General features: G+C 33.9%; 14 protein-coding genes. 4 read left to right on the top strand and 10 right to left on the bottom strand.

Features of this window, described 5'->3' with window-relative positions:
- Position 1: 1 nt before the first annotated feature.
- Genes ABIN61_01435 through cysD form a run of 8 tightly spaced genes read right to left on the bottom strand, consistent with a single transcriptional unit; the run spans position 2 to position 9,738 of the window.
- On the bottom strand, positions 2–619 hold the full coding sequence (locus tag ABIN61_01435) for a chemotaxis protein CheC (protein MEO0292869.1): 618 nt from the start codon (positions 617–619) through the stop codon (positions 2–4).
- Positions 600–2,387 carry a chemotaxis protein CheA gene (locus ABIN61_01430; GenBank protein MEO0292868.1) on the bottom strand — a complete coding sequence of 596 codons (1,788 nt, stop codon included), beginning with the start codon at positions 2,385–2,387 and terminating at the stop codon, positions 600–602. Before ABIN61_01430 ends, ABIN61_01435 begins: the two co-directional genes overlap by 20 nt.
- A gap of 5 nt (positions 2,388–2,392) precedes the next feature.
- Entirely contained in the window at positions 2,393–2,758 is a 366-nt protein-coding gene (locus tag ABIN61_01425) for a response regulator (GenBank protein ID MEO0292867.1), read from the bottom strand.
- A 12-nt stretch (positions 2,759–2,770) separates the two neighbouring features.
- Positions 2,771–3,175: a chemotaxis protein CheW gene (locus ABIN61_01420; protein MEO0292866.1), complete on the bottom strand. Its 405-nt coding sequence runs from the start codon at positions 3,173–3,175 to the stop codon at positions 2,771–2,773.
- On the bottom strand, positions 3,172–6,342 hold the full coding sequence (locus ABIN61_01415) for an ABC transporter substrate-binding protein (protein MEO0292865.1): 3,171 nt from the start codon (positions 6,340–6,342) through the stop codon (positions 3,172–3,174). Before ABIN61_01415 ends, ABIN61_01420 begins: the two co-directional genes overlap by 4 nt.
- A gap of 42 nt (positions 6,343–6,384) precedes the next feature.
- On the bottom strand, positions 6,385–7,632 hold the full coding sequence (locus ABIN61_01410; protein MEO0292864.1) for an alkaline phosphatase family protein: 1,248 nt from the start codon (positions 7,630–7,632) through the stop codon (positions 6,385–6,387).
- A gap of 59 nt (positions 7,633–7,691) precedes the next feature.
- Positions 7,692–8,924: a GTP-binding protein gene (locus ABIN61_01405; protein ID MEO0292863.1), complete on the bottom strand. Its 1,233-nt coding sequence runs from the start codon at positions 8,922–8,924 to the stop codon at positions 7,692–7,694.
- Between the two features lie 13 nt (positions 8,925–8,937).
- Entirely contained in the window at positions 8,938–9,738 is an 801-nt protein-coding gene (gene cysD / locus ABIN61_01400; protein MEO0292862.1) for a sulfate adenylyltransferase subunit CysD, read from the bottom strand.
- Positions 9,739–9,970: 232 nt separating this feature from the next.
- Between cysD and ABIN61_01395 the strand changes: the two genes are divergently transcribed.
- The 4 genes from ABIN61_01395 to ABIN61_01380 all read left to right on the top strand — a co-directional run bounded on the left by ABIN61_01395 (position 9,971) and on the right by ABIN61_01380 (position 15,016).
- A complete protein-coding gene (locus ABIN61_01395; protein MEO0292861.1) occupies positions 9,971–11,938 on the top strand; it encodes a glycoside hydrolase family 127 protein in 1,968 nt (655 codons plus the stop codon).
- A gap of 111 nt (positions 11,939–12,049) precedes the next feature.
- Positions 12,050–12,172 (top strand): hypothetical protein, encoded by a 123-nt coding sequence (locus ABIN61_01390; protein MEO0292860.1) that lies wholly within the window; start codon positions 12,050–12,052, stop codon positions 12,170–12,172.
- Positions 12,173–12,232: 60 nt separating this feature from the next.
- Entirely contained in the window at positions 12,233–14,398 is a 2,166-nt protein-coding gene (locus ABIN61_01385) for an alpha-glucuronidase family glycosyl hydrolase (protein ID MEO0292859.1), read from the top strand.
- Positions 14,399–14,458: 60 nt separating this feature from the next.
- Positions 14,459–15,016 carry a YgjV family protein gene (locus ABIN61_01380; GenBank protein MEO0292858.1) on the top strand — a complete coding sequence of 186 codons (558 nt, stop codon included), beginning with the start codon at positions 14,459–14,461 and terminating at the stop codon, positions 15,014–15,016.
- Here ABIN61_01380 and ABIN61_01375 read toward each other — a convergent pair.
- Both ABIN61_01375 and glyA read right to left on the bottom strand, forming a co-directional pair.
- On the bottom strand, positions 15,013–16,083 hold the full coding sequence (locus ABIN61_01375) for an alanine--glyoxylate aminotransferase family protein (GenBank protein ID MEO0292857.1): 1,071 nt from the start codon (positions 16,081–16,083) through the stop codon (positions 15,013–15,015). The genes ABIN61_01380 and ABIN61_01375 overlap by 4 nt on opposite strands.
- A complete protein-coding gene (gene glyA / locus ABIN61_01370; protein ID MEO0292856.1) occupies positions 16,083–17,345 on the bottom strand; it encodes a serine hydroxymethyltransferase in 1,263 nt (420 codons plus the stop codon). Before glyA ends, ABIN61_01375 begins: the two co-directional genes overlap by 1 nt.
- Positions 17,346–17,412 lie beyond the last annotated feature (67 nt).

Genomic DNA, 17,412 nt, shown 5'->3' with positions numbered 1-17,412 from the left:
TTTATAATAAGTTCATTGCCTTTAAAATATTACTCAAACTCTCAGAATCCGGAATGAGCAAAAGATAAGCTTCAAACTGGGTTTCTGTATCCTTAAAGAAAAAGATACTCTTTACACAGAAAACAAATTCTTCTCCTAAAGTGAATTCAAGATAAGCGCTTGAGATTATAGCTTTAAAATCGTCCCATACAATTACAGGAACAGAAGGGAGCAAAAGGAGTCCTAAGAATTCGGAGATAGCGCTAAGATAAGAACTACAAAGAATATTGGCGACTTCTTTTATTGAAGAAATCCCCATTTCATCAATCTCAGAATAATCAGAGATTTCTCTTCCCAGCAAAATTCCAATAAGAGTTTTTGCATCCTTATCGTCCAAAACAACAATATTCCTCCCAGTAGCGTCTCCAAAGAATTTTGTAAGAGCTGCCACCGCAATATTTCCCTTAAGATTTAGTATCTCCGAAGTCTTCTCAATAGGAAAGATTTCAATTTCGGGGACTTTCACTTCCACTTCTTTATTTAACATTTGACTTAAAGCTGTAGCAGCATGCCCACCACCAATATTAGCAGCCTCTTTTATGCCATCTAATTGTAATTCTTTAAGATCCTGTATTTTCATAGTCCCTCCTATATCTTAAAGTTGGTAAGTCAAGAATTAAACAAGGCTTACCGTTTCCCATCATTGTTATTCCTAAATATTCTTTAATTTTGTCCAGAGGAGGAGGTAAAGGCTTAACGACCGCTTCCATACTTCCTCTAAACACTCCTCCCACAATTGCAAAACGTTCATTTTCTATTTCTATTATCACACAAGGAAGTTGTGAACTACCATTTGTTGAAGGACCACAGTTAAGCATTTGAGAAATTCTATAAACAGGAAGGATTTCTTTTCTATGTAATATTAGTTCTTTTCCCATTATTTTAGAAATAGAATCTTTTGAAATTGTAATTGTTTCATCCACAAAGGTCATTGGTAACCCAACCATTAGCTCATCTACACCTATAAGGTAAACTTTAATTACTGCCATTGAAAGAGGTAATTTTATTGATATTGTGGTCCCTTTATTTTTCTCCGTATAAATGTTAACACTACCCCCCATAGAACGAACCATCTTTCTAACCACATCCAAACCAATTCCTCTCCCAGAAATTTTGTCTGCTTCTTCTTTGGTAGTAAAGCCAGGGAGAAACAAAAATCTTAAGATTTCAGGTTTAGATATCTTTTCTAATTCTTCTTCTTTAATTAATCCCTTTCTAAGTGCAGTAAGTAAAACTTCTTCTTCATCTATTCCCTTCCCATCATCGCTTATCTGCAGTAACAAATTTCCTTTTATATTTCTTGATAGAAGAGTGATCTTTCCTACTCTGGATTTTCCTAAGGCTTCTCTTTCCTCCGGAAGCTCAATCCCATGATAAATTGCATTTCTAATAAGATGAATCATAGGATCTCCAATACTTTCAAGAAGAGACCGATCCACCTCAATCTCTGAACCAAAAATTTCAATTTCTACTTCTTTCCCTAACTTCTTACTCAAATCTCTAACATATCTTGGGATTTTATTAAAAATCAAAGAAAGAGGAACAAGCCTTAAACTTGTAACAATTTCCTTTAACTCTTTTATGCTCCTATTATGAAGATCCACAATCTCTTGGAAGCTTTCTTCTTCCAACCCTCTTACGATCTCGGAGATTTGAGAACTTGATACAAGTAACTCTCCTATTAAATTTTGCATTCTATCCAAAGTATTCACATTAACTCTTATTCCTTCAATTTCTCCTTTTGGAATTTTCTCTATTTCTTTTTTCTCTCTTAATTTAACTTCTTCAACTTCGGAAAAAGAAGCCACAATATCTATAACTTTTTCAGGGTCTTTACAACGAACCTTTAAAATTCTTCCTATCTTTCCAGCTTTTATTTCATTATAAGAAGGAATGGTCTCTTCAATTTCCGTTTTTTCTTCTATTCTTTGAATAATAACAGCTGCTCTTGCAGCAGGAAGGTCTATGTCTTCTTTAAACAGAATTTCAAGAAAAGGCCCTTCTTTTTCTTCGGTTTTATTTAAAATAGGACTATCAATGGTTAGGAGAAAATTTTCTATTTTATCCATTCCTCGGAAAATCTCGTCTATAATCTCCGTAGGGAGTTTCTCTTTCCCTTTAAATAGTTCTAATTTTTCTTCAAGATTATGAGAAATTGTCTCAATTTCGTTATAACCAATAGAAGCAGCCATCCCTTTTAGTGTATGAAAAATCCTATATGCTTCCTCTACCAAATTTTCATTTTTAGGATTCTTTTCAAGCTCTACCATTATTTTGGTGAGCTTCTCTAAATATTCACTTGTTTCCTCTTTAAATAATTTTATATATTCTTTAAATTCTTCTTTCATATTTTTTATAATTTCAAAACCCTTTGGACAGCTTCTATAACTCTTGAAGGCTGAAAAGGTTTTACAACATAGTCCTTAGCCCCCGCTTGAATTGCCTCAACGACTAAACTTTGGTGACCCATAGCGCTAACAACCACAATCTTCGCTTCTGGATCCAATTCTTTTATTTTCTTTATCGCATCTATCCCACTCATATCTGGCATTATTATATCCATTGTCACAAGATCTGGTTTTACCTTTTTGTATTTCTCAACTGCTTCTGCACCATTTGAAGCCTCATCGCAAATTTCGTAGCCACCCTTTTGAAGAATGTCTGCCAGCATTTTTCTCATAAACATTGCATCATCTACTACTAAAATCCTTGCACTCATTTTTCCTCCTTATCATATTAATTCTTCTACATCAAGAATTATATATTCTTCCTTTAATTTTACAATTCCTTTTATATATTTAGACTCTATTTCTTTCTTTAAGGCGGAAGGAACACCCTTCAACTTATCAGTCTGAATCTTATGGATCTCAAGAACCATATCTGGTCTAATCCCTACTGATTTATTTCCAATTGTGCAAAGTATAATCTCTTTGGATGTAGAATTTCCTTTTATTCCCAATCTTCTCCTTAAATTAATAACTGTAACAGGTTCCCCTCTAAAATTCATCACCCCTTCAATATAATCACTTGATAAGGGAACAGGGGTTATCTCTCTTTCTTCAACAATCTCTTTCACGTTTTCTAAGGGTATTCCAAAAAACTTTTCTTCTAATTTAAAACTTAAAAATTCCATCATTCAACTCCAACCCATTCATAATGGATACGGTTTCCACAACCGGAGTGGAATCCAAATACATTTTCTCTTACTAATATAAAATTTACGGCCTTATCCAAAAAAACTAAAGGGGTTTCCTCTAAGATCATTCTCTCCGCCTCTTCATACAGTTTAATTCTTTTAATTGGACTTACTTCCCTTTGTATCTCTTTTATTTTATTGTCTAAAATTTTATTAGAGTAAAAAGAAAAGTTCCACTTCGAAGAAGAGTAGAAAAGATTAATCAAAAAATTAATCGGATTTTTAGTCTCAAGGGTATAACTGTGCAAAAAGAGCTGAGTCTTCTTTTCTTGAATTTTTTTTAAGAATTTTCTCCAAGAACTTTTTTCAATTTTTAATTTAATACCAATGCGAGAAAAAGATTCCTGTAAAAACTCAGCCCTTTTCACAAAAGTCGGGAAATCACAAACTGACAAAGTATAAGTTTCTGGCAAGCCCCCTGGAAACCCCGCTTCCTGTAGGAGCCTTTTTGCTTTATCTTCATCATAATTGTAAAGATCTATTTTCAAATCATAATTACATAACTCTGAAGAAAAGGTCTTATCTATTGGTTGAGTAAGACCATAAGAGTATTCCTCTATCAAAGTCCTTCTGTTTATCGCATAGTTTAAAGCCTGACGGACCTTACTGTTACTAAAAGGTAGATCCTTTATACTAAAATTAAAACCAAGATAATTTATAGAATAAGAAGAAGGAAAAATATTTCCTGCAACTATATCTTTGGTCTTAACTTTAATAAAATCTTCATAATCAATCATTATGATATCTATTTTTCCACTTTTAAATTCTTCTATAGGATTTTCTGCTATCCTGAATATTAAATTTGAAAGATAAGGAACTCCAAAGAAATAATTTGGATTTGATTCTAAGATTATTTCTTCTCCCTTTCTCCATTCCGCCAATTTAAAAGGACCAATCCCATCTATTCCATTTTTATTCCCCTTCGAAAGCACAGAACTTTCTAAAAGAGATAAATTGTAAAGAAAAGAGGGGTTAACTTCTTCCAAAAAAACAGAAAAAGAATATTTTCCACTAATTTCTACTTTGTTTATCGGGAAAAATATATTATCTGTTCCCATTATTCTTTCGATGGAATACTTTACATCTTCAGAGTCAATATTTTTCCCTTTTGAAGAAATAACATCGTTTCTTATCACAAAATAAAATTTTTTGAAATCCTCAGAGAGTTCCCATTTATCCACAAGAAATGGATAAATTTTTCCAGAAAAACCACAATCGAACAAGCCTCTATGGAGAAGATATAAAACTTGCATTACATAAGGACAATCCTCGTAAAGAGGATCCAAACTTAGAGGCTCAACCTTTAAGTGGACTTTCAAAGTTGAACGTTTCCCCTTTTCTCCAATTCCAAAAGATAATGATTTCCAGTTTTCGTCTTGGATGAAAGCCTCGGTTAAGGCTTTTTCCTCATTCAAGTTACTTTCAAGCTCTTTGATTTTATTTGAGCTTTCTTTAAATTCCTTAGTCGCATTTTTAAGAGTGGCCTCTATTTCGGTAACCACATCTTCCTGATCATCAATAAAAGGTCGAATACTCTCAGCAACTTCCCCAAGAGACTCAATTTGCTCTTCATTCTCTTTAAAAGCTCTTTTACTTTCCTCAACAATATCTTTAAGCCTGTGGACTATTCTTTCAAGTGTGATAGTTGTTGTTTTTATATCTTCAATCTTTTCTTTTATTGGGTAAAAAAATCTGTTTAATTTATCTCCCAATTTTGTATAATTCTCAGAAAGAGAATACATTTCTTCCACAATTACAGAAAGACCCCCAATATCTTCCTGAATTCTTGAAGCTTCTATTTTACCGTATAAAGCAACCCCCCTCAAATGCCCTATAAATTCTTCTATATTTTCTACCAATCTTATAAGAGACGAAGATATCCTGGATAAATTTATCTCAATATTTGCCACCTCTCCTACAACTTCTAAGTTTTTTTGTATAAAAGACTCCACATTCAAAATACTACCAAAGCTATTCTTTGCCTGGTTTTTCATTTCTTTAATAATCTCTTTTGAATTCTCAATTTCCCTCCCAATTACTCCAAATAAATTTCTCATTTCAAAAATAGCTGAAAGTTCAAGATTATCTGTGAACTTTGTTAGACTAATGCCTGAAACACCAAGGGAGCTATCTTGTCCTATAATGCTCATTTTTTTTAGAAAAGAATTTAACTGTGAAATAACAATAGGCAAAAAATCAGAATTTTTCTCAAGCAAATGCATAAAAAGTTCTATATGATTTTTAAAAATTTCCTTTAATGCTTCACCTTGAGAGAAAAGAGAATCTATCTCTAAGAATCTTGCTATTCTATTTTTCAAGAAAGAGAAAAAAGAATTCGTCGCATCCTCAATATTTTTTCTTCTTCTTGTAAGCTCTTCGAGAAGAGTAAATAACCTTTCCGAAGTCTCTATAATAAAAGAAATTTTATCTTTTGCTTTATCAGAAGTTCCCTTTAGCTCATTAGCCTTTTCGATAAATCCAGATAAGTTTTCTCTTATTTTTTCAAACCTCTCTCTCGCCTCTTTTGAACGAATCTTAAGATCCTCCAACTTCTCTACCATCTCTCTAACAGAGTCTAAAGCTCTTCCCGTCATCCTCCCCAATTCCTCAGCCACCACTTCAAAACCTTTCCCAGAAGAGCCTGCTTGATAAGCCTTAATTTCAGCATTTCTAGCTGTATTAGCGGATATTTCATTAAGAGATTCAAGTTCTTCCATAATTGTATTTATCTCTTCCTTTTTACTTATTAATTCTTCCATCTTGCTACTTAAGGAAAGTGTAATATCATTAAAGGAATAAATTTTATTAAGAGCTTCATTAACAAGACTAAGACCGAAAGATAATAATTCTTCACTCTTTCTTACAATAGCTCTGAAAGAATCAGATCCTTCATAAATTACAGCCATTGAAGCATAAAGATTTCTTAGCTCTTCCCTTACTTTTTCTACTTCTTGTAAAGAAGTTAATTCCTTTTCCAAGAGGTCGCTCCACAAAAAAGAGCTATTTTTAGATAAATCCTCTACTTTTTCTAAGAATTCTTTAACCGTATCATTGGCTTCCATAATATTTATTTTTATTAAATTACCAATAAATCTTTTAATTGTCAAGAGTTTAAAAATTCTATTCTCTTCCTCTAAGTAAGTTCTTTGTTAATAACTATTTTCTAGTAAAACTTTAAGAGGATCCTCTATAGAATTTACTCTATTTAGATTTATTCCTACTCCAAAGATTACAGCGTCTTCATAAGTGTGCATTCCTTCTATTGCCTTTGGTTTCTCACAAATAGAGAAGGTATTAACATTTGCTTTTAAATCAAACCCCCAAGAAGGATGAGCTATTATATCCGCCGCATTTTCAAGGTATTTTCCTTTATATATTTCTTCTCTAAAAAATACCTTTTCAATTATTTTTTCTCCTTCTGGGCTTCTAAGATTCAACAATTTTTCTTTTAATTCTTCTCTTATTTTATCATATTTCTCTAATGGGACATTTCCTTTCTCTTCTCTACCTTTTAAGTTTAAATATATTCTTCCTGGAATAAGAGAATAGGCTAGAGAATCTTTTGAAATTTCTGTGATATTTTCTGGAAGCTCTTTTTCCCAAGAAAGATACCCTTCCTCTTCCAAGAAATGGTTTATTTGAACATTATATTTAATTCTACAAAAACCGTGATCCGATAAAACAATAAAGGTATCATTCTCGCTTAGCAGTTTGAAAGTCTCCCCTATCCATTTATCAAGTTTATAATAAAATCTCTCAAAATCTTCCTTGAATTCTCCTCCTTCCTCATAATCTCCCCAAAAAAAGTGATTTAATCGGTCTGTTTCCATTATATGACATTGAGCCAGGTAATAATCTTCTTTATTTAACAAATCAAAGAAAACCTCCATCCTCCTATCAAGAGCTTGAAACAATTCTTTCATAAACTGCCTTTTATCTTTATGCCCCAAATTTGGATCTACATCTATCACATATTTTTTTTCTTTTAAATATCCAACATAAGAAGGTGGATTTACTGCTTTGTCTATAGATGGAGTAAGAAAACAAGAAATTAAAATACCATTTACTTTTTCCGGAGGATAAGTTAGAGGAACATTCATCACAAGGACTTTTTTCCCTTCCAGAGAAAGCTTTTTCCAAAAAGTCTCAGCAGTTCTGTCTGTTGCAAGAGGAATTTTCAATTTAAAAGGGTTTGCGATGCGATCCACGAATCCAAAAATTGAATGCTCCCCAGGATTCTTCCCCGTCATATAAGAGCTCCAAGCCACAGAAGAGACTGTTGGATAAACCGAATTATATCTTTTTAATCCACCGCTTTCCTTAGAAATTCTCTTTATATTTTCAAACTTACCACTTTCTATGCCTTTCTCTAAAAAACTATAAGGAACTCCATCAATCCCAAGGATAATTATTCTTCTTTTTCTTTTTTTAAAGAGAATAAGCCCCCCCTTTTTAATTAGTTGATAATTCCACCTGCTACAAGATCATTCTCTCTAATGAGAACGAACCTCCCCATTTCTTTAACTTTGTTAAATTTTGTAAAAACAATTGGTTTTTTTGTCCTTATTTCAACTTCTCCTATTTCCAAATTGTTTAAAGAGGAACCATTTTCTTCTAATATCTTAAGAGAAGAAGAATCTATCCTTCTTCTTATTTTTAAAATACTACCCTTGGTTTCTTGAGTGGCAAGGCGAATCGTTAATCTTTCTTCTTTCTTTAAAGGCTCTTTTGAGAACCATATAAGATTTGCATTAAGGCTTTCTCCTACTAAAGGTTCTTCTCCTTTTCTTACCAACACAAAGCCTCTTTCTAAAAAAACAGGAGTTTCTGTTGTAATTCCTATTGATTCCCCAGCTTCTGCCTTTTCTATTTCTCCTTCAAATTTCTCAATGGATTTTATAAAGGTTTTCTCTCCATTTGGGAGTATTTCCACTTCTTCTCCAATAGATAAACTTCCAGTTTCAATTCTTCCCACAGCAATTCTTTTTCCTCTTATCTTATAAACATCCTGAATTGGGAAAATGAGTTCTTTATCTACAGGCAGAGGATCACTTTTTAAAGAATCAAGAGCTCCTAATATAGTAGGCCCTTTATACCATCTCATAGATTCAGACTCTTTGACAATATTATCGCCCTTTAGTGCAGAAATTGGAATATAATAAGATGGTTTTAAATTGAGAGATAAGAGAAAATCCTCAATCTCATTTTTTAGGGAAGAAAACAAATCCTCTTTAAAATTAACAAGATCCATTTTATTTATAACAACAATAACTTGTTTAATGCCAAGCATTGAGATCAAATTAGCATGTCTTTTGGTTTGTTCTTCCACCCCTTCTACAGCATCAACAATAAGCAAAGCAGCTTCTGCTTGAGAAGCTCCTGTAAGCATATTTTTTACAAATTCCACATGGCCAGGAGCGTCTATAATTACATATTCTCTTTTTTTACTTCTAAAAAATGAATAAGCTATATCTATGGTAATTCCTTGTTCTCTTTCTTCTCTTAAGTGATCCATAACAAAAGCGAATTCTATTTCACTATCCCCAACATCTTTTGAAGCCTTTCTCACTTCTTCAACTTTATCTGGAGGAAGAGAATTGGTGTCGTAAAGAAGTCTTCCAATAAGAGTAGATTTACCGTGGTCAATATGTCCTATTAGGACAAATTTCAAAGGGGTTTCAGCTCTCATAAAAATTCTTATTCTACATATAGCCAAGAGCACGAAGTTTTTCCATAATATAATCAGATTCTTTATCCTGTGCTCTACCACTTCGCTCTGATATTTTTGTTTCTCTTAACTCTTTAATTATCTCATCAACATTTTGAGCGTTTGACTCGATAGGCATAACACAAGGTTTACAACCGATACTTCTATATCTTTTCCCATCTTTTGCGAAATAAAGAGTTACAACAGGAATGTTTTCTCTTTTAATATACTCCCATATATCCATCTCTGTCCATCCGAGAAGAGGATGAACCCTTATATGCTCTTCTTCTCTTGCCTTTGATTTATATTGATCCCAGAGCTCTGGAGGTTGATTTCTATAATCCCATTCAAAGTCTTCATCCCTAGGAGAAAATACCCTTTCTTTAGCTCTTATACCGTGCTCATCTCTTCTTATCCCAAGATATAAAGCTCGAAATCTGTATTTGCTGATAGCGTCTTTTAAAGCATTCGTTTTTAACGCAGTGCAGCATTCCAATTTTCCTTTTTCTGGCCCCATCTTCTTTAATATTGCTTCATCATTACGATGGATTATAAGATTAAGATTCCATTTCTTTACATATTCATCTCTAAAATTATAAATTTCTTCAAATTTATATCCTGTATCAATATGAAGCACAGGAAAAGGAACTTCACCAAAAAAAGCTTTCCTTATAAGATATAATAACGTTGTAGAATCTTTACCAATAGACCATAAAAGAGCCACTTTTTGGAACTGTTGATAGGCTTCTCTTATAATATAAATGCTATTGTTTTCTAGGATGTTTAAATGGTCCATTTCTTCCTCTAATTTGCAAGATATATTAAATATTTTAATCCCTAATGTCAAGGTTTGATTTAATTCCTCTTAGAAATGTTTAAAAAATCAATAAAAATAAGGAAGATAATTTATCTTTGAGATTTTGATGTTGCCTATTTTGGTAATTGATGTTATATTAAAAAATAATTTACCTGAGTCCGGTAAATTGTTTATATTAGAAGCGAGAACAAATAAAAAATTAGGAGGGAATATGAGTATTAAATCCCTTATTAAAATATTAGGTTTCTTTTTTGAGATCTTTTTGGTCTCCTGTGCAACGAATTACAAAAGAAAAGAAAGTCTCTATCCACTTACACCCGTTTCTTTTACAGATATAACATTAACTGATAATTTTTGGTCAAAACGAATTGAGACCAATAGAACTGTTACAATCCCCTTTGGATTTGAAAAATGCGAAAAGGAAGGAAGAATTAGAAATTTTGCCAGAGCTGGTGGACTATTGGGGGGAGAATATGAGGGCAAAATGCCTTTCGATGATTCTGATGTTTATAAGGTAATTGAAGGAGCTTCATATTCATTAGCTTGCCATCCTGACTTAAAGTTAGAAAAATATATTGATGGGATTATCGAAAAGATTGCCATAGCTCAAGAAGAAGACGGATATCTTTGCACTTGGAAGACAATAAATCCTGAGAAGACTCCGGCCTGGTGGGTAAAACCGGGCCCTCGCTGGTTTAATCTTGGAGCAAGCCACGAATTGTATAACATGGGTCATTTGTATGAGGCAGCTTTTGCTCATTATAAAGCAACCGGAAAGAAAAATCTTTTGAATATTGCTTTAAAGAATGCAGATTTGATTTGCAAAACCTTTGGTCCCGGAAAAAGACTCGATGTGCCAGGCCATCAGATTATTGAAACAGGTCTAGTAAAATTATATCTCTTAACAAAAAAAGAAAAATATCTTAAGATGGCAAAATTCTTTTTAGACCAAAGAGGTAATGCAAAGGGCCACGAACTTTACGGTTCATACAGTCAAGATCATAAACCAGTAATTGAACAAAATGAAGCTGTTGGTCACGCAGTCAGAGCTGTTTATATGTATTCAGGAATGACGGATATTGCAGCAATTATGAAAGACTCCTCTTATCTAAAAGCAGTTAGGAGGCTGTGGGAAGATGTGGTTTCTAAAAAATTATATATAACAGGAGGAATAGGGTCTCGCCATGAAGGAGAGTCTTTCGGTGAAGCTTACGAATTACCCAATCTAACTGCTTATAATGAGACCTGTGCTGCAATTGGTTTTATTTATTGGACTCACAAAATGTTTTTACTTCATGGCGAAGCGAAATACATAGATGTTTTAGAGAGGAGTCTTTATAATGGGATGCTCTCTGGAGTTTCTCTGGAAGGAAATTCTTTTTTTTATCCGAATCCTCTTGAATCTGATGGAAAATTTAAGTTTAATCAAGGTTCTTTAACGAGAAAGGAATGGTTTGACTGTTCTTGCTGCCCAACGAATATTATTCGCTTTATGCCTTCAATCCCCAATTATATTTATGCATATAAAGGTGATACATTATATATCAACCTTTTCGTTGCAAACAAGGCTAATGTAAATATGAATGGTATTAGAGTTTTCCTTCAGCAGGAAACCGAATATCCATGGGATGGGAAAATAAAAATAATATTGAATCCGGAAAGTGAAAGGGTTTTTACCTTAAATATTCGTATCCCAGGATGGGCTATTGGAGAAGTGGTCCCAAGCGACCTCTATAGATATTTAGAAGAGAATAAAGAGGTAATAACCTTAAAAGTAAATGATAATTTTTACGATTTTAAGATTAATAAAGGATTTGCCGGGATTACTCGAAAGTGGTCAAAAGGAGATGTAATTGAATTAGTTCTACCAATGTCTGTTCGGCGAGTTTTGGCAAACGAAAAAGTTAAAGATGATGTAAACAAAGTTGCACTTGTTCGTGGTCCTATTGTTTACTGTGCCGAAGAGGTTGACAACGAGGAAGGAGTCTTTGACTTAGTAATACCAAATGATGCTAAGCTTAACCCTGTATACTGCGAAGATTTATTAAAAGGTTTAGTTGTAATTAAAGGTAAAGTATTAGATAAAAAAGGGAGGGAAAGAGAATTATTCGCTATACCTTATTATGCATGGTCCAATCGCACTCCCGGAGAAATGGCAGTGTGGTTTTGGAGAAAATAATTAATTTTTAAGAGATTTTTATTGATTAGGAACTTAGTGCTTAAGATATTCAAATCTTGATTATTTGGATAAATGGGTTAAATTTTTGTTAATTATTCTAAGAAGGAGAAAATGAAAAAAGTAATATTTGTTTTGATTCCTTACGAAGAGAATTATAAAGAGAAACTTACACTTATAGCTGTGGAAGAAGAAAAGCGACATTTGATCCAGATAATGATTTTACCCTACCTCTAAAGGCTTCTTTTAGTATTTAAGGAGAAATTTTGGTAAGCTTTAAATTATAAGGAGGAAGATATGTCAATAATTTTGAGACTCTCACTACTTTTACTGACCATCTCCGCTCCTTTTAAGATTTTCTCTGAAGATGGTTATAGATTGTGGTTACGTTATGATAAAATAGATAACGAAGAAAGGTTGAAAGAATACAAAGAAAACTTAAAAGTAGTTTATTTTCCTGGAAATACTCCAACTTTAAAAGCAGCAAGAGAAGAATTAATGCTTGGGTTAAGGGGTTTACTAGGAAAATCTATAAGAATTACAGATAAGGTGAATAAAGATGGAGTTCTCATTGTAGGAAGCTTAAAATCTTCTAACCTCGTTTCTGAGTTAGGGATAGAAGAGATTTTAAATAAAGTAAATGAAGAAGGTTTCATAATAAAAAGCATCATCGTTAAAGGTAAGAAATGCACACTAATTTCTGCACGGACAGATATTGGTTTACTTTATGGGGTTTTTAATTTTCTTAGAATTCTTCAAACTCAAAAAAGTATTGAGAATCTTTCAATAATTGAATCTCCAATTATTAAGTATCGCATTTTAAATCACTGGGATAATCTTGATAGAACGGTTGAGAGGGGTTATGCAGGATTCTCTATATGGGACTGGCACAAATTACCAGATTATATAGATCCTCGTTATAAAGACTATGCAAGAGCCAATGCTTCAATTGGGATTAATGGAGTTGTGCTTACGAATGTAAATGCTAATGCAGAGGTGTTGAGGCCATTTTATCTTGAAAAAGTAGCTGCTCTTAGTAATGTTTTTCGGCCTTATGGAATAAAAGTTTATTTAACTGCCCGTTTTAATGCTCCAATGGAAATAGGAGGGCTAGGGACCGCAGATCCTCTTAATAAAGAAGTTATAAAATGGTGGAAAGATAAAGTTGCAGAAATCTACAGGTATATTCCTGATTTTGGAGGATTCCTTGTTAAAGCCAATTCAGAAGGTCAACCAGGTCCACAAGATTTTGGAAGAACACATGCAGATGGAGCGAATATGTTGGCAAAAGCTCTTGTCCCTTATGGGGGAATTGTAATGTGGAGAGCTTTTGTTTATGATTCTAAGATCCCAGAAGATAGAGCTAAACAAGCGTATAATGAGTTCAAACCTCTTGATGGTTACTTTCTTAAAAATGTATTAATTCAGGTGAAAAATGGGCCAATAGATTTTCAACCGAGAGAACCCTTCCATCCCTTATTTGGCGCAATGAAAAAGACACCTTTAATGATGGAATTTCAAATTACTAAGGAGTATTTAGGATTCTCTACTCACTTGGTCTATCTTGCTCCTTTATATAAAGAAGTCTTAGATTTTGACACCTATGCTAAAGGGAAAGGCTCTTACGTTTCTAAAGTAGTAGACGGCTCTCTCTTTGGACACTCAATAAGTGGAATCGCAGGAGTTTCTAATATCGGAACCGATAGAGACTGGTGTGGAAGTCCTTTTGATCAGGCTAACTGGTATGCTTTTGGACGACTTAGCTGGAATCATAGACTAAGCTCCGAAGAGATAGCTGAAGAGTGGATCAGGATGACCTTTACTAACAACCCTGAATTTGTTAAATCAGTAAAAGAGATGATGCTTACCTCCAGGGAAGTAGCAGTTAATTACATGACCCCTTTGGGATTACATCACATAATGGGATGGGGGCATCATTACGGACCTGCTCCATGGATTAGTGAAGGAAGACCTGACTGGACTTCTGTTTATTACCATAAAGCAGATTCAGTGGGAATCGGTTTTGATAGAACTTCCAAAGGGAGTAATGCTGTAAGTCAGTATTATCCTCCTGTGGCTAATTTTTTTTCTAACTTAGAAAGCTGCCCCGACGAATATCTTTTATGGTTTCACCATCTTCCTTGGGATTACAAAATGAAAAATGGAAGGACTCTTTGGGAAGAGTTGTGTTATAGATACTATGAAGGAGTTAAATCTGTAGAGAATATGCGAAAGACTTGGGCAAAACTCAAAGGGTTAATTGACGAAGAAAGATATAATAAAGTTGAAGAATTTCTAAAAATTCAGGAAAAAGAAGCGAAATGGTGGCGAGACGCTTGTGTTTTGTATTTTCAGACTTTCTCCAAAAAGCCAATCCCTGAAGGTTTAGAAAAACCATCCAAATCCCTTGAGTATTATAAGAGTCTTAATTTTAAATATGTTCCGGGGCACTGGTATAGGTAGTTAGAATCTATAATTTTCAGGGTTGTTTTTTTATCTTTTTATCATATTTTAACCAACGAAATGTTTTTGAATTTCCTTCAGCTTATTTATTATAAAAAAGCCATTTTTGTCCAAGGGATAGGTGTTTTAGGACTCATCTCAGCTATAATTTCTTTTCAGAGTAATAAGCGAATTAAAATTCTTGTATTTTTAGGAATAGGCCAGATATTTTTTGCGATTCATTTTGCCCTTTTAGGAGCAAAAACTGCTTCCGGGATGAATTTGATAGGAGCTATTAGAACCTTTTCTTTTATCTTACGAGAAAGAAAAAAATATTTAGAGAAAAATATCTTAATGTTTTTATTCATCGCGTTATTCTGGGCTACCGGTATTTTATGTTGGGACAAATGGATTAGCATTTTACCCGTTATTGGTATGACTTTTGAGACAATCGCCTTATGGATGAAAGAACCGAAGAAGATAAGAATTGGACTTCTCTCCCCAAGACCTCTATGGCTTACTTACAATATAATATATAATTCCTATCCAGGAGTTCTTGCGGAAGCCTTTGTTTTAACCTCTATTTTTATTGGTATTGTTAGATTCGATCTCTTCCCTGTAATTAAAAAAAGTAATTAAAGTCCTATTATATCCTCAATTTCTCCCAAAACCCATTTAATTTCTTCAACGGTTAGGTCTCCCATATGGGCGATTCTAAAGGTCAGCTCTTTCAGTTTTCCGTATCCGTTAGAGATATAAGCTCCTCTTTTGGATAATTCTTCGTTCAATCCTTTAATTGAGATCCCTTTTGTATTTTTGATACAGGTTACAGTTAGAGAAAGGAATCTCTCATCCGCAAAAAGTTCAAAATTTTCTCTTCCCCAGTTCTGAACAATTTCTGCCATTTCCTTATGTCTCTTAAAACGATTTTCTATTCCTTCTTCATTTATAATTTTACCAAGCTGGTAATTGAGAGCGTTTATGAGATTAAGAGCTGCTGTTGTAGGAGGTTGTTTTGCCTTATCCCAGTATTTCTTATACTCAAGAAAATCAAAATAATATCCCTTATCTTCCACTTCAGTAGATCTATTCATCGCTTTCTCACTCACAGAAGCAATTGCAAGTCCTGGAGGAAGAGCAAGGCATTTCTGAGACGAAGTTATAAGCACATCGATATTCCAATCATCCACCTTTATTTCCACTCCACCCATGGAAGATACAGCATCAACGCATAGAATTACATCAGGATAACCTCTTAGCATCTCTCCTACTTCTTTTAAAGGATTCATTACTCCTGTGGAAGTTTCATTATGGGTCAAAAAGAGAGCATCAAACTTATTTGTTTTAAGTTTTTCTTCTATGTCTTCTACAGAGATTCCCTTTCCCCATTCGTATTCTAAGACTTCAAAATTTTTATTACAACTTTTCGATATTCCAGCCCATCTTTGACTAAAAGCTCCGCAGACTGTGTGAAGAGCTCCTTTTTTTACACAATTACGAACAGCCGCTTCCATTAATCCTGTTCCTGAGCAGGTTCCAATTATTATAAAATTATCTGTAAAGAGAAGCTTTTTAAGCTTTGACACAGTTTCATCCATAAGTATGGTTGTTTCTGGCATTCTGTGTCCAAACATTGGTATATCCATTGCCTTACGAACGTCTTCTCTAACCTCGGTTGGGCCTGGGATAAAAAGTTTTTTATGCATTAAAAAACCTCCTTTTTCTTCCTTATATCAGAATAAAGAGGAAATGCTTCTGTAAGTTCTTTAACTTCTCCTTTTACCTCCTCAATCACTTTATCATTATCAATATTTGTAAGAACCCTGTCAATTAAACGAGCAATCCTTTTCATTTCCTCTTCTTTCATTCCTCTCGTTGTTACAGCGGGGGTACCAATTCTTATTCCACTCGCTATAAAAGGTTTTTCTTTATCAAAAGGAATTGTGTTTTTATTCACAGTAATTTTCGCTTTATCAAGAGCCTCTTCTGCCAGCTTTCCTGTAATTCCTTTACTTTTGACATCAATAAGAAGCAAGTGTGTATCCGTTCCCCCTGCAACAAGTCTCCATCCAAGTTTCTTAAATTCTTCCTCTAAGGCTTTTGCGTTTAATACGATTTGATGTTGGTATTCTTTGAATTCAGGAGAAAGAGCTTCTTTGAAAGCCACAGCTTTTGCTGCGATTGTATGCATATGAGGACCGCCTTGCAATCCAGGGAAAACAGCTTTATCTATTAATTGAGCCCATTTTTCTTTGCATAATATTATTGCGCTTCTTGGACCTCTTAAAGTTTTATGAGTTGTTGTTGTGACCGCATCTGCATAAGGGATAGGTGAAGGATGCTCTCCTGCAACGATAAGCCCTGCAATGTGAGCAATATCAGTAACAAAATATGCACCTACCTCATCGCAAATCTCCTTAAACTTATCCCAGTGAAGAGTCCTTGGATAGGCAGAGCCTCCTGCCATTATTAACTTTGGTTTCTTCTCTCTTGCAAGACTCAAAAGGGTATCGTAATTTATTTGTTCTGTTTCAGGATCAACCGTATATTGAAAAGTTCTCCAGAAAATCCCTGTGGAGCTCACTTTATATCCATGGGAGAGGTGTCCTCCGTGAGACAAAGAAAGTCCAAAAAATAAGTCTCCTGGCTCCATTAGAGCTGAATAAACAGCCATATTTGCAGGAACTCCTGACAAAGGCTGAACATTTACATGCTCGGCTCCAAATAATTTTTTTGCCCTTTCTATTGCAAGATTCTCAATAACATCCATCCATTTACAACCACCGTAATATCTTCTTCCTGGATATCCCTCAGCGTATTTATTTGTCAATACAGAGCCCATTGCTTCAAGAACAGCTTGAGATACAAAATTTTCTGAAGCTATTAATTCAAGGTTCTCGTGCTCTCTCTCCGCCTCCCCTATAATAGCTTTATAAACTTCAGGATCCACCTTGTATAATTCTTCCATTTTCCCCTCTCTTTTTATTTGGATTTTATGCTTCTAATTATACTTTGATAAATTAACTTGTCAAGAA

It is taken from the genome of candidate division WOR-3 bacterium (assembly GCA_039804165.1).
Classification (GTDB): domain Bacteria; phylum Hydrothermota; class UBA3072; order UBA3072; family UBA3072; genus JAFGHJ01.
This window is presented reverse-complemented; position numbering and strand designations above follow the sequence as displayed.

Excerpts from the sequence above, each read along its gene's own strand:
- ABIN61_01435 (MEO0292869.1), bottom strand. The coding sequence starts at position 619 with ATGAAAATACAGGATCTTAAAGAATTACAATTAGATGGCATAAAAGAG.
- ABIN61_01430 (MEO0292868.1), bottom strand. The coding sequence starts at position 2,387 with ATGAAAGAAGAATTTAAAGAATATATAAAATTATTTAAAGAGGAAACA.
- ABIN61_01425 (MEO0292867.1), bottom strand. The coding sequence starts at position 2,758 with ATGAGTGCAAGGATTTTAGTAGTAGATGATGCAATGTTTATGAGAAAA.
- ABIN61_01420 (MEO0292866.1), bottom strand. The coding sequence starts at position 3,175 with ATGATGGAATTTTTAAGTTTTAAATTAGAAGAAAAGTTTTTTGGAATA.
- ABIN61_01405 (MEO0292863.1), bottom strand. The coding sequence starts at position 8,924 with ATGAGAGCTGAAACCCCTTTGAAATTTGTCCTAATAGGACATATTGAC.
- cysD (MEO0292862.1), bottom strand. The coding sequence starts at position 9,738 with ATGGACCATTTAAACATCCTAGAAAACAATAGCATTTATATTATAAGA.
- ABIN61_01395 (MEO0292861.1), top strand. The coding sequence starts at position 9,971 with ATGAGTATTAAATCCCTTATTAAAATATTAGGTTTCTTTTTTGAGATC.
- ABIN61_01390 (MEO0292860.1), top strand. The coding sequence starts at position 12,050 with ATGAAAAAAGTAATATTTGTTTTGATTCCTTACGAAGAGAATTATAAA.
- ABIN61_01385 (MEO0292859.1), top strand. The coding sequence starts at position 12,233 with ATGTCAATAATTTTGAGACTCTCACTACTTTTACTGACCATCTCCGCT.
- ABIN61_01380 (MEO0292858.1), top strand. The coding sequence starts at position 14,459 with ATGTTTTTGAATTTCCTTCAGCTTATTTATTATAAAAAAGCCATTTTT.
- ABIN61_01375 (MEO0292857.1), bottom strand. The coding sequence starts at position 16,083 with ATGCATAAAAAACTTTTTATCCCAGGCCCAACCGAGGTTAGAGAAGAC.
- glyA (MEO0292856.1), bottom strand. The coding sequence starts at position 17,345 with ATGGAAGAATTATACAAGGTGGATCCTGAAGTTTATAAAGCTATTATA.